At 74.1% G+C, this 13,394-nt stretch carries 11 protein-coding genes and 1 pseudogene; 8 read left to right on the plus strand and 4 right to left on the minus strand.

Annotated elements, in window-relative coordinates; translation table 11 throughout:
- Positions 1 to 118 precede the first annotated feature (118 nt).
- Positions 119 to 362 (plus strand): annotated as a pseudogene (locus ACIRVF_RS05060) (hypothetical protein); the annotation flags it as partial.
- Here the strand turns inward: ACIRVF_RS05060 and ACIRVF_RS05065 are convergent.
- Both ACIRVF_RS05065 and ACIRVF_RS05070 read right to left on the minus strand, forming a co-directional pair.
- Positions 354 to 1,040, minus strand: coding sequence for an HPP family protein (locus ACIRVF_RS05065; protein ID WP_402813843.1), 687 nt, complete (start codon positions 1,038 to 1,040; stop codon positions 354 to 356). The pseudogene ACIRVF_RS05060 and the gene ACIRVF_RS05065 sit on opposite strands and share 9 nt — an antisense overlap.
- Before the next feature lie 5 nt (positions 1,041 to 1,045).
- Positions 1,046 to 3,766 (minus strand): GNAT family N-acetyltransferase, encoded by a 2,721-nt coding sequence (locus tag ACIRVF_RS05070; RefSeq protein WP_402813845.1) that lies wholly within the window; start codon positions 3,764 to 3,766, stop codon positions 1,046 to 1,048.
- A gap of 318 nt (positions 3,767 to 4,084) precedes the next feature.
- On the opposite strand from ACIRVF_RS05070, the gene ACIRVF_RS05075 reads away from it, so the two are divergent.
- Positions 4,085 to 6,445, plus strand: coding sequence for a glycoside hydrolase family 65 protein (locus ACIRVF_RS05075; protein ID WP_402813848.1), 2,361 nt, complete (start codon positions 4,085 to 4,087; stop codon positions 6,443 to 6,445).
- Positions 6,446 to 6,453: 8 nt separating this feature from the next.
- On the opposite strand, the gene ACIRVF_RS05080 is transcribed toward ACIRVF_RS05075, so the two are convergent.
- Positions 6,454 to 7,071 carry a hypothetical protein gene (locus ACIRVF_RS05080; RefSeq protein ID WP_402813850.1) on the minus strand — a complete coding sequence of 206 codons (618 nt, stop codon included), beginning with the start codon at positions 7,069 to 7,071 and terminating at the stop codon, positions 6,454 to 6,456.
- A gap of 194 nt (positions 7,072 to 7,265) precedes the next feature.
- On the opposite strand from ACIRVF_RS05080, the gene ACIRVF_RS05085 reads away from it, so the two are divergent.
- From ACIRVF_RS05085 to ACIRVF_RS05095, 3 genes are read left to right on the plus strand one after another with little or no spacing between them, the layout of a single operon-like run.
- Positions 7,266 to 7,508 carry a DUF1918 domain-containing protein gene (locus ACIRVF_RS05085; protein ID WP_402813852.1) on the plus strand — a complete coding sequence of 81 codons (243 nt, stop codon included), beginning with the start codon at positions 7,266 to 7,268 and terminating at the stop codon, positions 7,506 to 7,508.
- A 12-nt stretch (positions 7,509 to 7,520) separates the two neighbouring features.
- Entirely contained in the window at positions 7,521 to 8,792 is a 1,272-nt protein-coding gene (locus ACIRVF_RS05090) for a cation-translocating P-type ATPase (RefSeq protein ID WP_402813855.1), read from the plus strand.
- A complete protein-coding gene (locus tag ACIRVF_RS05095) occupies positions 8,789 to 10,075 on the plus strand; it encodes an HAD-IC family P-type ATPase (protein ID WP_402813857.1) in 1,287 nt (428 codons plus the stop codon). The genes ACIRVF_RS05090 and ACIRVF_RS05095 overlap by 4 nt, the downstream gene beginning before the upstream one ends.
- Positions 10,076 to 10,378: 303 nt before the next feature.
- On the opposite strand, the gene ACIRVF_RS05100 is transcribed toward ACIRVF_RS05095, so the two are convergent.
- Positions 10,379 to 10,531 (minus strand): hypothetical protein, encoded by a 153-nt coding sequence (locus tag ACIRVF_RS05100; protein WP_402813859.1) that lies wholly within the window; start codon positions 10,529 to 10,531, stop codon positions 10,379 to 10,381.
- A gap of 155 nt (positions 10,532 to 10,686) precedes the next feature.
- Here ACIRVF_RS05100 and ACIRVF_RS05105 point away from each other — a divergent pair, with 155 nt between their 5' ends.
- The 3 genes from ACIRVF_RS05105 to ACIRVF_RS05115 all read left to right on the plus strand — a co-directional run bounded on the left by ACIRVF_RS05105 (position 10,687) and on the right by ACIRVF_RS05115 (position 13,091).
- The gene (locus ACIRVF_RS05105) at positions 10,687 to 11,583 is read left to right on the plus strand and encodes a universal stress protein (protein ID WP_402813862.1); all 897 of its coding nucleotides are present in this window, start codon (positions 10,687 to 10,689) and stop codon (positions 11,581 to 11,583) included.
- Between the two features lie 37 nt (positions 11,584 to 11,620).
- Positions 11,621 to 12,466 (plus strand): universal stress protein, encoded by an 846-nt coding sequence (locus ACIRVF_RS05110; RefSeq protein WP_402813865.1) that lies wholly within the window; start codon positions 11,621 to 11,623, stop codon positions 12,464 to 12,466.
- Between the two features lie 91 nt (positions 12,467 to 12,557).
- Positions 12,558 to 13,091, plus strand: a complete 534-nt coding sequence (locus tag ACIRVF_RS05115) for a flavodoxin family protein (protein WP_402813867.1) — start codon at positions 12,558 to 12,560, stop codon at positions 13,089 to 13,091.
- The last annotated feature ends 303 nt before the right edge of the window (positions 13,092 to 13,394 follow it).

Below are 13,394 nucleotides of genomic sequence, written 5' to 3' on the forward strand. Positions count from 1 at the left end.
GTCCTACCCCAGGGGCCGGTCCGGCCCAGAACAGCGCGGCCGGACGGCAAGGACCATGGGAAGGACCTCGCACCCCCTGCTGGAGGTGGCCATGACGGCGGACGCCGGCACACTCCAGAAGTCGCTGGAGGTCATGACGGACGACACGCGCGCGCCTGATGACGTTCCGCAACGTCGAGGTCACCTCGCACCAGGCGTACTTCACCCGCGACGCGGTGGACCGGATCATCGCCGCGCCCGTGCAGAACGTCCGGGACCACCTCGCCGGCCGCAGCGGCGACCACACCCTGGTCGGGCCAGGTCCGCAACAGGGCCGCCAGGCCGGTGTCCGAGTCCCGGCCGGCCGACGGCCGTCAGCCTGACGACGGCTGCCCGCTGTCGTCGATGTCCCACGTCAGGTGGTCGGCGAGGGCGTTGAGTCCGTCGATGCGGGCTATCTGGAGGCACAGGGCGGCGGAGTCACTACGTGCGCGGGTGCGGCCGGTCACCGACACCACGCCGCGTTCACAGCGGATGTGCAACGAGCCCGGAACGACTCCGCTGCCCGGGGTGAGGGCGAGGGCGAGCGCCTCGGAGCGGATGGCCTCGTCCTCGCGGCACAGGGCGTCGAGCAGGTCGTGGGTGGAGAGCAGACCGGCCAGGCGGCCGTCACCGTCCACGACGGGCAGGTGGTGCAAGGAGTGCTCGGCGACCTGGGCCACCGCTTCGGTGGCGCTCGCGTCCTCGGTGACGGTGACGGCCGGAACGGTCATGAGGTCGCGGGCGAGCAGTTCCTGCCGCGGATCCTGCTCGGCGTAGGCGGCCAGGAGGTCGGAGGCGGCGACCACGCCGGCGACGGTGCCGTCCGTGGTCACCACCGGCACGATGCCGCGGCGGGAGGCGCTCAACACGGCGGCGACGGTGGCGAAGTCGGTGCCGGGGGTGACCGCGATACCGGGGCGGCTCATGCAGTCGCGGACGAGCGTGCGACTCGGTGACGGTGCGGGGGCGGCGGACGGGAAGGTGTCGGCAGCGGTGCCGTCGAGGATGCTGTGCTGCACGGTGTTCACTGCCCTTCGGCGGCGGAGGGGCGCCGTAGCCGCCGCAGGTAGGGGTCGAAGGTCGGGCGGCGTTCGAGGCGCACCCGGGCGTCCACGCACACGGCACCGCCGGGACGGGCGATGACGGGGTTCAGGTCGGTCTCGACGAGCTCCGGGAAGTCCTCGGCGAGCCGGGACAGCCGGGTGAGGACGGATCGGACCGCCGCGAGGTCGACCGGCGGTGCTCCGCCGGTGCCCGTCAACAGGGGCGCGCCGCGGAGCTCGGTGACCATGGTGGTCAGGTCGCGTTCGCACAGCGGAGCGAGCCGGGCCGCCCGGTCGGCCAGGACGTCGGTGGCGGTGCCGCCCATCCCGAAGATGACGAGCGGTCCGAAGACCTGGTCCTGGACCACGCCGGCGAGAAGCTCGACCCCCGGCAGGGCCATCGGCTGGACCACCGCTCCGGCCAGCTGGGTGCCGAAGCGCTGCGCGAACTCCCGGTAAGCGGCTCGCACTTCGGCGGCGGTGGCGAGGCCGGTGCGGACGGCACCCAGCGCGCTCTTGTGCACCTGCCCGGGCCAGTACGCCTTCAGCGCCACCTTCCCCTCGTGCCCGAGGCGGCGTAGCCCGTCCGCCGCCGCGACCGCCGTGTGCTCGTCGCGGGCCCACACGGAGGTGGTCAGCGGCAGCCCGTAGGCCTCCAGCAGGTCGGCGGTGGTCAGCGGGTCGAGCCAGCCGCCTTCCGGATGGGCGGTGAGGTAACCGTCGACCAGGGTGCGGGCGGTGTGCCGGTCGCAGCCCGGGGCGTCGACGGGTACGGGCTGGGGCTCCTTGAGCCGGCGGGCGCGGTCGACGGCATGGGCGAGGGTGCGGGCGGCGGCGACGGAGTCCGAGTAGGCCGGCAGCATGCCGCCGTCGGCGCAGGTGCGGTACCGGACGGGGACCTGCTGGTCGAGGAGTACGGCGGCGATCGGGACGCGCCGCCGGGCCGGGCCCTCCACCAGGGCACGCGCCGGGTCCTGCCCAGGGGTGGCGCACAGCGCCGTCGGGACCAGGCAGACCAGGATCGCGTCGATGGCTTCCTCGCTCTCCAACGCCCTGAGGAACAGGGCGAGTTCGCTCGCACCCACCGCCGCCGTGGTGTCCACCGGGTTGCGGACGGAGGCACCGGACGGCAGCAGCTTCCCGAGTTCCGCCGGGAGTTCGGGCAGCTCCAGCCCGAACTCCGCGCAGGCATCGGCGGCCAGGACGCCGATGCCGCCCGCGTTGGACACCACGGCGACCGCGCCACGCGGCGCGGGCAGCGGCTGGGCGTGCAACAGGGCCGCGGCCTCGACGAGTTCGTCGATGCTGCGGGTCGCGGTGATGCCGGCCTGCCGGAACAGCGCCTCCCGGGTGACGGTGGGGGTGGCGGCGGCCGCCGTGTGCGAGGCGGCGCCCCGCCGGCCGGCGGTGGAGCGGCCGGCGTCGACGGTGAGCACCGGGATGGTGCGGGTGACGCGGCGGGCGGTACGGGCGAAGGCGCGCGGGCTGCCGAAGGATTCCAGGTGGAGGAGCGCGAGGTCGGTACGGCCGTCCGCCTCCCACCACTGGAGGAGGTCGTTCCCGCTGACGTCGTACTTGTCGCCGAGCGAGACGAAGCTCGACACCCCGATGCCGAGCCAGGCCAACCGCTGCAGCAGTGCGATCCCGACGCCGCCGCTCTGCACCGCCACTCCGGCGCTGCCCGGCAGGGGGAAGGTGCCGCCGAACTCGGCGTCCAGCCGGACGGCCGGGTCGGTCTGGGCCATGCCCAGGCTGTTCGGCCCGACCAGGCGCATGCTGTGCCGGCGGCAGGCCCGCATCAGCCCGCGGGCCTCCTGCGCGTCGAGGCCGGAGGTGAGCACCACCAGCGCTCGGACCCCTGCGGCGCCGCACTCCTCGGCCACTCCGGGGACGGCGCCGGCCGGCACGGCCAGCACGGCGAGGTCCGGCACGGCGGGCAGCGTGCGGACGGAGGAATACGCGGGCTCCCCGTCGATGTCCCTGGCGTGCGGGTTGACCGCCCAGACCGCGCCCGAGAAGCCGCCCCGCCGGATCTTCCCGAGGACGGTCCGCCCGACCGAACCCGGCCGCCGGGACGCCCCGACCACCGCGACCGATGCCGGGCGCAGCAGGGCCGCGAGGCTCGCGATGTCGGCGCGACGTCCGCGTTCGTCCACGGCCGAGCGGTAGCGCTCGTCGCTCTCCTCCAGCGGGATCCGGATCCTGACCTCGCCCTGGGCGTACCGGTGCTCGACGGGCAGCCCGAGGTCGGCGAAGACCTGGTGGACGGCGCGGTTGCCGAACAGGGTGTCGGCCTCGAAGAAGCGGACGCCGTCCGCCCGGGCGCGGTGCACCAGGTGTTCCAGCAGCAGAGTGGCCACGCCCCGGTGGTGCCAGCGGTCGGCCACCGCGAGGGCCAGTTCGGCGGTCTGCGGCGGGTCGTCCACCAGCTCGCAGTCCGCCTCGCCGACCAGGTCCTCGCCGGCCCAGGCACCGAGCGCCAGCAGACCGGCTCTCGGTGCGCACAGCCGGTCGGCGGCCTGCGCGGGCGCGTTTCGGCTGACCCCGAAGAAGCGCAGCCGGCGGCTTTCCTCCGACATCCCCTCGGCGTGCAGGTCGAGCACGGCGCGGTGGTCGTCCGGGCCGAGCGGCCGCAGTTCGACCGTGGTGCCGTCGGCCAGCAGGGCTTCGGCAGTGCCGCGGGGCGGGTGGACAGCGGACATGGCGCCTCCTCGGCCGTCGCCGTTCTACTCCTCCAGCCTCGACGTCCGATCCGCGCCCCGCGAGGGCCGACCGGCCCCGCTCCACGCGCCGAACGGCATTGCGGACCGAGCGCGCGGAGGAGACGCTGAAAACGGCATCCGTTACGACCGGCGGCTGGTTCCACCGGATCCTCGCCCCGGGCGCCGAGCAGCCCGGCACGGCCCGGTGCCTGAGCGAGGCGGCGCGCGGCCCGGCGGCGAGGTGCGCAGACTGGAGGCAGACCGATCGGCACGGGAGGTCACCTCGTGGCACCAGACCCACCCGCGGGGTATCCCGACATGCCGGACCCGTGGACGCTCCGCTACCAGGGCTTCGACCCGGTCGAGGAGGGGCTGCGGGAGGCGCTGTGCGCGGTCGGCAACGGGTACGTGGTCAGCCGGGGCGCCGCACCGGAGGCGGTGGCCGACGGGGTGCACTACCCGGGGACGTACCTGGCCGGCTGCTACGACCGGGCGGAGTCGAGGGTCGCCGGGCGCGTTGTCGACAACGAAGACTTGATCAACGGCCCGAACTGGCTGCCGCTGACGTTCCGGCCGGCTGGTGGGTCGTGGTTCACCGGCCCGCCCGCCGAGCAGACGCTGGAGCTGGACCTGCGACGGGGGCTGCTCACCCGCACCGCCCTGGTCGTCGACGAGCAGGGACGGCGGACCCGGCTGGTGCAGCGCCGCTTCGCCAGCCAGGCCCGGCCGCACCTGCTCGCCCTGGAAAGCACGTTCACACCGGAGAACTGGTCCGGCCCGCTGGACGTCCGCTCGGCTCTGGACGGCAACATCGCCAACACGGGGGTAGCCCGCTACCGGGGGTTGGCCCAGCGCCACCTCGTCCCCGCCGGTCAGGGCGTGGACGAGCCGGGTCTGCTCCGACTCGAAGTCGAGGCGGTCAACTCACCCCTGCGGATCGCCCTCTGCTGCCGGACGGCCGCCGCTGCCGTGGAGCCGACGACCGAGTGCCGCGAGGGCTGGGCCGCCCACCTCCTCACCCTGAACGCCGAACAGGGCCAATCCGTCACCGTCACGAAGACCGTGGCAGTGCACACCTCCCGCGACCGGGCGATCGAGACCCCGCTGCGTGCCTCCGGCCTGCTCGCCGCCGAGGCCGGCGACTTCGAGCAACTACTCGCCGAGCACTCGCTGCGATGGGCGGAGTTGTGGCGCCGATGCGGGATCGATGCCGATTTCGACGGCGCCGGTCCGCTGCACCTGAACCTGTTCCACCTGCTGCAGACGTACTCCGAGCACTCCGTCGACCTGGACGTCGGGATCCCGGCCCGGGGACTGCACGGCGAGGCGTATCGGGGACACGTCTTCTGGGACGAGCTGTTCGTGCTGCGGCTGCTCAACCTGCGCTTCCCGGAGCTGGCCCGGGCCGTGCTGCGCTACCGCCACCGCCGCCTCGGCGCCGCCCGTCGCGAGGCCCGCGAACTCGGACTGCGCGGAGCGATGTACCCGTGGCAGAGCGCCGGCGACGGGCGGGAGGACTCCCAGCAGCTGCACCTCAACCCACTGTCCGGCCGCTGGCTGCCCGACCACAGCCACCTCCAGCGGCACGTCGGATCAGCCGTCGCGTACAACATCTGGCAGTACTACCAGTCCACCGGGGACCGGGACTTCCTCGCCACGGCCGGCGCCGAGACGCTGCTGGAGATCGCCCGCTACTGGTCCTCCGCGGCCACATACAACCGCAGCCACGGTCGCTGGTCGATCCGCGGGGTGCTCGGCCCCGACGAGTACCACGACGCCTACCCGTGGGCGGCCCGGCCCGGACTGGACGACAACGCCTACACCAACGTGCTCGCCTCCTGGGTCCTGGCCCGCGCCCAGGACGCCCTGGACGTCCTGCCCGGCTACCGGCGCGACGAGCTGCGCGAACGCCTGGCCCTCGACGACCTGGAACTCGACCGCTGGCAGGAGGTCGGGCGACGCCTGCACGTTCCCTTCCACGAGGGCGTCCTCAGCCAGTTCGACGGCTACGAGCAGCTCGCCGAACTCGACTGGCCGGCCTATCGGTTCCGCTACCCGGACCTGCGCCGGCTCGACCGGATCCTGGAAGCCGAAGGGGACACCGTCAACCGCTACAAGGCCTCCAAGCAAGCGGATGCGCTGATGCTCTGGTACCTGTTCTCCGCCCGCGAGGTGCGCGACCTGCTCCGGCGCCTCGGCCACCCGGCCGGCCACGAGCTGCTGCACCGCACCACCGACTACTACCTGCGGCGCACCGTCCACGGCTCGACGCTCAGCTCGGTGGTGCACGCCTGGGTGCTGACCCGCTCCGACCGCCGCGCCTCCTGGCGGTACTTCCGCGACGCCCTGGTGGCCGACCTGCGGGACAGCCAGCACGGCACCACGGCCGAGGGCGTCCACCTGGGCGCCATGGCGGGTGCGGTCGACCTGCTCCAGCGCTGCTACACCGGCCTGGAGGTCCGGGAGGACGCCCTCTGGCTCGACCCGCACCTGCCCTCAGCCCTCGGCCGACTCGACCTGGAGCTGCGCTACCGGGGGCACTGGGGCCTCGGAATAGCCGTCGAGCGCCGCACGGTCACGGTGAGCCTGCGCGAGGACCGCCAGGAACCGGTCCGCGTCCGCCTGCGCGGCACCGAGACGACGGTCCGGCCCGGCGAGACCCGGCGCTTCCACCTGTGACCAGGACGTCACCGCCGCCCGGACCAGCCGGGTTCCACCTGCTCCCACGCGGATTCCCAGTCCGCGTCCGCCTGCCGGTCCAGCCGACGGCGGCGCAGGGCGACCCAGCCCTCCGTACCGAATCCGAGCGCGGTGACCGCGGCCAGACCCACCAGGACGGAGTCCGTGACCATCAGTCCGTTCGACCGGGGGGCGCCGACCGGCTGCCCGGCATCGTTCAGCCCGACCGGGAGCGCCGTCCCGGTGGCCGTGCCGTCCGGCACGGGGACACTGCCCGCACCTGGCCCGACCGGGTACGTCCACCGCGCCGGGGCGTGCTCCCGCGCGCTGCCCGCCCTGGGGTCGTCCGACAGCGCGGGGCCCGTGGTGACGGCGGTGACGACGTGCCGGTGCCGGGCGGCCTGCGCCGCGTCGTCGGCCTCCGCCCGGTACACCATCACGGCCGTGACCGCCGCCAGGACCAAGGTGACGAGCACCATCAACGCCGCCCCGGCCACCAGACGGCTGTACGCCCGGTCGAGCGGACGACAGAGCGGGTTGCGGTCCCGGCCGACGGCCCGGCGGAAGTGTCCGCGCAGGGACGTGCGCGAGGTGGGGCGCCTGTGTGTGGCGGCGACGGCGGACATGACGCGCCTCCTCGGTACCGGATGCTTCCGCTGCTCTCACGGATCAGTCTGGCGAGCCCGCTTCCGCTTCCCCGAGGGCCTTACGGGCCCGGCGCCGGGGACCGACCGGCCCCAGCTCGGGCCCGGTGCCTGGTGGTGCCATGGAAGGAGGACGGCGGCCGGCCCCGGCCCCGCACCGAGCCAGGGAGGACGTCATGAGAGCCGCCGTGGGAGACCGCATCATCGTCCAGGGCACCCGGCCCGGCGCGGCGCGCAGGGACGGCGAGATCGTCGGCCTGCACCATCCGGACGGCAGCCCGCCGTACGACGTGCGCTGGGCGGACGACGGCCGGGTGACGGAGTACTTCCCCGGTCCGGACGCCCGGATCCACCACTTCGAGCACCGCCCCGAGCCCGCCGCGACCGCACCGCCCCATCCGCACCTCTTCGCCGACTGACGGACCACCACCGTGACAGTCGCCGCCCACGCCCCGACACGCGGACTCACCAGTACCGAGGCCGCGCGACTGCTCTCCGAGCACGGCCGCAACGAGGTCGCGGCCGCCCACCGGGTACCCCTGTGGGCCCGGGTGGCCGCCCAGCTCCGGGACCCCCTGATCACCGTGCTGCTCGCGGCCGTCGCCCTGACCCTGGCGATCGGCGACCACCCGGACGCGATCGTCATCACGCTGGTGATCGTGATCAACACCAGCGTGGGCGTGGTCCAGGAGGTCCGCGCGGAGAGCGCCGTCGCGGCACTCTCCCGGCTCTCCGCCCCGGTCGCGCGGGTGGTGCGTGACGGGGTGCAGCGCACGGTGCCGGCGGCCGAGATCGTGCCGGGAGACGTCGTCGCCCTCACCGAGGGGGACATCGTGCCGGCCGACGCCCGGCTCACCGAGGCGGCGGGGCTCCTGCTCGACGAGTCGATGCTGACCGGTGAGTCCCTGCCGGTGACGAGGTCCGCCGAAGGCGGGGCCCCGGGGGACGACAGGGCCCAGGCGGGAACGATCGTGCTGAGGGGCCGGGCCCTGGCCGTGGTCACGTCCACCGGAGCCGACAGCGCGCTCGGCCGGATCGCCGCCATGCTGCGGCCACGGCCCGAGCCCACGCCGCTCCAGCGGAGGCTGGCCGGGCTCGGGCGGGTGCTGGCCGTCGTGGCGGTCGGCCTCTGCGTCCTGGTCTTCGTCCTCGGCCTGCTTCGGAACCAGCCGCCCGGCGAGATGGGGGTGACGGCCATCAGCCTGGCGGTCGCCGCCGTACCGGAGTCGCTGCCGGCCGTCGTCACGCTCGCCCTCGCGCTGGGCGCGCGCCGGATGGCCGCCCGCCACGCCGTGGTCCGGCGACTCCCGGCCGTGGAGACGCTCGGCTCGGTCACCGTGCTGGCGACGGACAAGACCGGCACCCTCACCGAGGGCCGCATGGTCGTCGAGCGCCTCTGGACACCGCATTCCACGGCCACCGTGACCGGCCTCGGGTACGGACCGGCCGGTGGAATCAGTCTCGACGGAACCGCCGACGACGAGGTGAAGAGCCTGCTCACCGCCGCCGCGCTGTGCAACGACGCCGCCCTGCGGCCGCCGACAGGCGGGGACGGCCCATGGGAAGCGATCGGCGATCCCACCGAGGCCGCCCTGCTGACGGCCGCCGGCAAGGGGGGCCTGGACCACCCACGGCTGCGGGATACCTACGCCCGGGTCGCCGAAACACCGAAACACCGTTCGACAGCACCCGCAAGCGGATGAGCACCGTCCACCGCGGGCCTGACGGCGGCCTGCTGGCCTGCCTCAAGGGCGCCCCGGAGAGCGTCCTCGACCCCGCCGTCCTGGCCGACGCCCCGGAGCTCCTGGAGAGGGCCCGGCGCGCGGCCGCCGCTCTCGCCGCCGAGGGCTACCGGGTGCTCGCCGTGGCCGAGCAGCACCTCGACCGCCTGCCGGAGCCGCCCGAGGAAGCCGAACACGGCCTGCGGCTGCTCGGACTGACCGCCCTGGCCGACCCGCCCAAACCGTCGGCCGCTGCCACCCTGGCCACCTGCCGTCGCGCCGGCATCCTTCCCGTCCTGGTCACCGGCGACCACCCCGCCACCGCGCGCGCCCTGGCCGTCCGGGTCGGTCTGCTCGAACCAGGCGCCGGACCGGAGGTCGTGGTGAACGGACAGGCCATCGCCAGCGGTGCGGTCACCGACCTCACCCGGGCACGGATCTTCGCCCGTACCGACCCCCGACAGAAACTGGACATCGTCCAGGCCTGGCGAGCCCGGGGCGCCGTCACCGCGATGACCGGCGACGGCGTCAACGACGGCCCCGCCCTGCGGCAGGCGGACATCGGCGTCGCCATGGGCCGGCGCGGCACCGAGGTCGCCCGCCAGGCCGCCGACCTGGTCCTGGCCGACGACGAACTCGCCACCGTGGTCGGCGCGGTGGAGGAGGGCCGCCGGGTCTACGACAACATCCGCCGCTTCCTGGTCTTCGGCCTGTCCGGCGGCGCGGCCGAGATCCTGGTCATGCTGGCCGGCCCGCTCTTCGGCCTCGCACTGCCGCTGCGCGCGGGCCAGATCCTCTGGATCAACCTGCTCACCCACGGCCTCACCGGCGTTGCCATGGGTGCCGAGCCGGTCTCACCCGGTGCGATGACCCGGCCCCCGCGCCCGCCGCACCAGCACATCCTCGGCTCCGGTGTGTGGCAGCGGGTGCTGCTGCTCGGCCTCGTTGTCGCGGCGGCCTCCCTCGGTGCCGGGCTCTGGGCCCACGAAGGCCAACGCCCCTGGCAGACCGTGCTGTTCCTCGCCCTGCTGACGGCCCAGCTCGGCACCGTCCTCGGCCTGCGCGAACGGCTGCTCACCCGCGCCAACCTCTTCCTCCCACTGGCCGTCCTCGCCTCCGCCGCACTCGCGGCGGCCGCCTTCTACCTGCCGTTCCTCCGCGATGTGCTGGACACCGTGCCACTGTCCTGGAGTGACCTCACCGCCCCCGCGTTCGCCGGACTCGCCGGGTTCGTGGTGGCCCGGCTGCGCAAGCAAGGGATCTAGGAACCCCCGGTCGGCACGTCCACCCTCACGCGCTCCAGCACCGGCGGCCCTCTCGGTCCAGCCCGGCGGAAGCCATGTCGTCCCCTCCGTCACGTGGCGCCAACGTCCGCAAGTCCCCATCCACCGCGATAGTGTGACTGGGAGTCAGGAACGAACTCGACTGGGATCCAGCGCCGGCAGCCCCCGCACCGGGACGCTGTCGCCGCTGCGCAGGCCGTTGGGCGGCCGGGTTGCCCGGCTGTCGTCCGATGTGCGCCGGCGGCGGAATGCTCTGCGGGCCACGCGGGTCAGGCGGTGTCCGCCTCAGTAGGGCAGTCGGCGGCCGGACGGCGTCCGCAGGTCGAGCGGTGGAGGTTCGTTCGGGCGGGTCGGCCTGGTGACGACCTTGATCCGGACCATCGTGCCCACCTCCTCGTTCGGGTCCGTGTTCCACCTTGCCGCCGGCGACTCGGTCACCCCAGGGCTCCCCGGGCCGGCCCGGACCGCCGGACGGTGACGTGTCGGCCGGGACCGGCGGTCCGTGCGCCTGGGCCGGTCGGCCCTCGCGGCAGGGCCGGACCGGTGCCTAGCGTGGGAGCAGGCCCACAAGCGCCGAACCGAGGAGGACCGCCATGACACCCGCGAACTCCGACAGTCCCGGCCGTTCCGTCGTCCTCGGTGTCGATGCGCACGACACCGGTCGGATGACCGCCGCCTGGGCCGCCGACGAGGCCGACCGCCGGGGAGTGCCACTGCGGCTGGTGCACGCCGTCCCGCCGCTGTACCGGGAGTTCCGGCACTTCGACGGGGACCGCTACCACAAGGCCCTGCTCGCACGGGCCGAGCGAGCCCTCGACCGGGCCGGGTCCGTGGCCTGGCAGCGGCACCCGGGGCTGGCGCTGACGACCGATGTCCCCGAGGACCTCCCGGCCCCGGCGCTGTGCCGCGAGTCCCGGCACGCCGCGCTCGTCGTCCTCGGCTCCCGTCGGCTGGGCCGGGCCGAGGAGGCGTTGAGCGCCTACTCGGTGGCCGTCCCGGTGAGCGCCCAGGCCCACTGTCCGGTGGTCGTGGTCCGCGATCCCGAGCACACGACCCAGGAGCCGCCGTACGTCGTTCTGGGCGTGGACGGCAGCCCGTCCTCCGAGCCCGCCGTCGACTTCGCCTTCGACCTCGCCGCCGAACGCCGGGCGGCCCTGCGCGTCCTCTGGGTCTGGCAGCGGCCGCCGTTCGGCGAACTGGACGACGCCGCCACCGAGGAGGTGCTGCGCCGGCTGCTCTTCGAGTCGACCGCAGGCCGCCACGACCGCGCCCCCGATGTGACCGTGACCCACGAGCTGGCCCACGGCCACCCGGTCGAAGAACTCGCCAAGGCCTCCGAGCACGCCCTCGCCGTGGTCGTCGGCCGCCGGGGGAGTGGCGGGTTCACCGGCATGCGGCTCGGTTCCGTCCCCCACGGGCTGCTGCACCGGGCCCACTGCCCGGTCATCACCGTGCCCGCTTCCCCGAATTGGGACCGGCCGGCTCGCTGAGGTCTCGATCGTCCTGCCGACAGCCCGGGAGAACATCGTGAACGGTCCCGTCGTCGCCGGATTCGACGGCTCGCCGGAGAGCCTCGCCGCCGCCCGGTGGGCCGCCGAGGAGGCACGACAGCGCGGACTTCCCCTTGAACTGCTCCAGGCCTGGCCGTGGCCGAAGCTGGACGTGGTCGGCTCCAACGAGGTCTACACCCGGAGCCGGGAACAACTCGCCTCCTTCGAATCGAACTTGCGAGCCAGTCACGGCGGCCTGTCCATCTCGTCCAGCCATCGCCCCGCCGATCCGGCCGAGGCGTTGGAGGCCGCCGCGCGCAACTCGGCGTTGCTCGTGCTCGGCTCCCGCGGGCTGGGCACGGTCCACGGGTTCCTGGTCGGCTCGGTGAGCCAGGAGGTGCTCGGCCGGGCGGCCTGTCCGGTGGTGTTGGTACGCGCCTCCGACGGAGGAACCGACGGTCCGGTCCTTGTCGGCCTCGACCTGGCCCGGCCTGCGGACGAGGTGCTCGACTTCGCATTCGAGGCCGCCGCACGGTGCTCGGCGCCCCTGCGGGTCCTGCACGCCTGGACGCCTCCGGCCGGCACCGCGTACGTGTCCTTCGATGCCATCGGCAGCGTGGAGAAGGACTTCTCCGACGCGGAGAGGGGCCGCCTCGCCGACGCCCTGGATCCCTGGCGGGCCCGTCACCCCGAGGTGGCGGTGACGGCTGACCTGGTCCACGGCAGCCCGGCTGTGGAAATCGTCAACGCCGCGCCAACGGCTCGGCTGCTCGTCCTGGGCCGCCGGATCCGGAGGATGCCGCTCGGAGCCCGTCTCGGTCCGGTGGCACACGCCGCGATCCACCACGTCGACTGCCCGGTCGTGATCGTCCCGCACGGCTGACGGGACCGTCCGGCTGTCCGGCCCGGTCCGAACGGCCCATCTCCCCCTCCGGATTCAGGGGCGAGGCTGGAGGTGACGAAAGGTGGAGACCATGCACACCGTGATCGTGTACGAGAGCATGTACGGCGACACCCGCGAGATTGCCGAGGCGATCGCCGAAGGCGTCCACCGGGCCGACCCCGGGGCAGCCGTGGACTGCGTCCCGGTGGCCGAGGCCGACGCCGAACTCACCCGCTCCGCGGACCTGCTGGTGGTCGGCGGACCGACCCACATGCACGGCATGTCCTCCGGGCTCAGCCGCCGGATGGCCGCCATGGCCGAGGCACACCAGGAAGGCCGCGAGGAGGCCGCCGCCGAGGCACGGGAGACCGCTGAGGGCCCGGGCCTGCGCGCATGGTTCCACGACCTGCCGGAGAGCGGAGACGGTGTCCACGCCGCGGCGTTCGACACCCGCGTCGACATGCCCCGGGCCGGCGGCGCCGCCAACGGCATCGCCCACCGGCTCTCCCACCGTCACTACGACGTCGTCGCCGAACCGGAGGGCTTCATCGTGGAGAGGAACGACGGGCCGCTGCGCGCCGGAGAACTCGACCGCGCCCGCGCCTGGGGCGCCGAGCTGGTCTGACCGCCGACTCCCTGCCTCCGCCGCGGGTGCCGCTGTCCCCACCCGCGGCGAGGTGCTGGTTCAGCGGTCGAGGAACAGGCGTACTTCCGCTGCCTGGGCCCCTGGAAGGTGAAGCCGAAGTCGGCCCGCTCGCCCATTCCGCAAGCCCGCTCGACCCGGTTCTCCAGCCCGGCCGTGGCGCTGACGTACGCGCAGTCGCCGTCAGGCAGGGTGTCCTCCACCCAGCCGTAGACCTTGGGACTGGTGTTCTTGCAGCTCGGGGTCCAGTGGGCTTTGCCGCCCGTGATCCTGGGGTCAGCGGAG

It is taken from the genome of Kitasatospora sp. NPDC101157 (assembly GCF_044768255.1).
In the GTDB taxonomy this organism is placed as follows: domain Bacteria; phylum Actinomycetota; class Actinomycetes; order Streptomycetales; family Streptomycetaceae; genus Kitasatospora.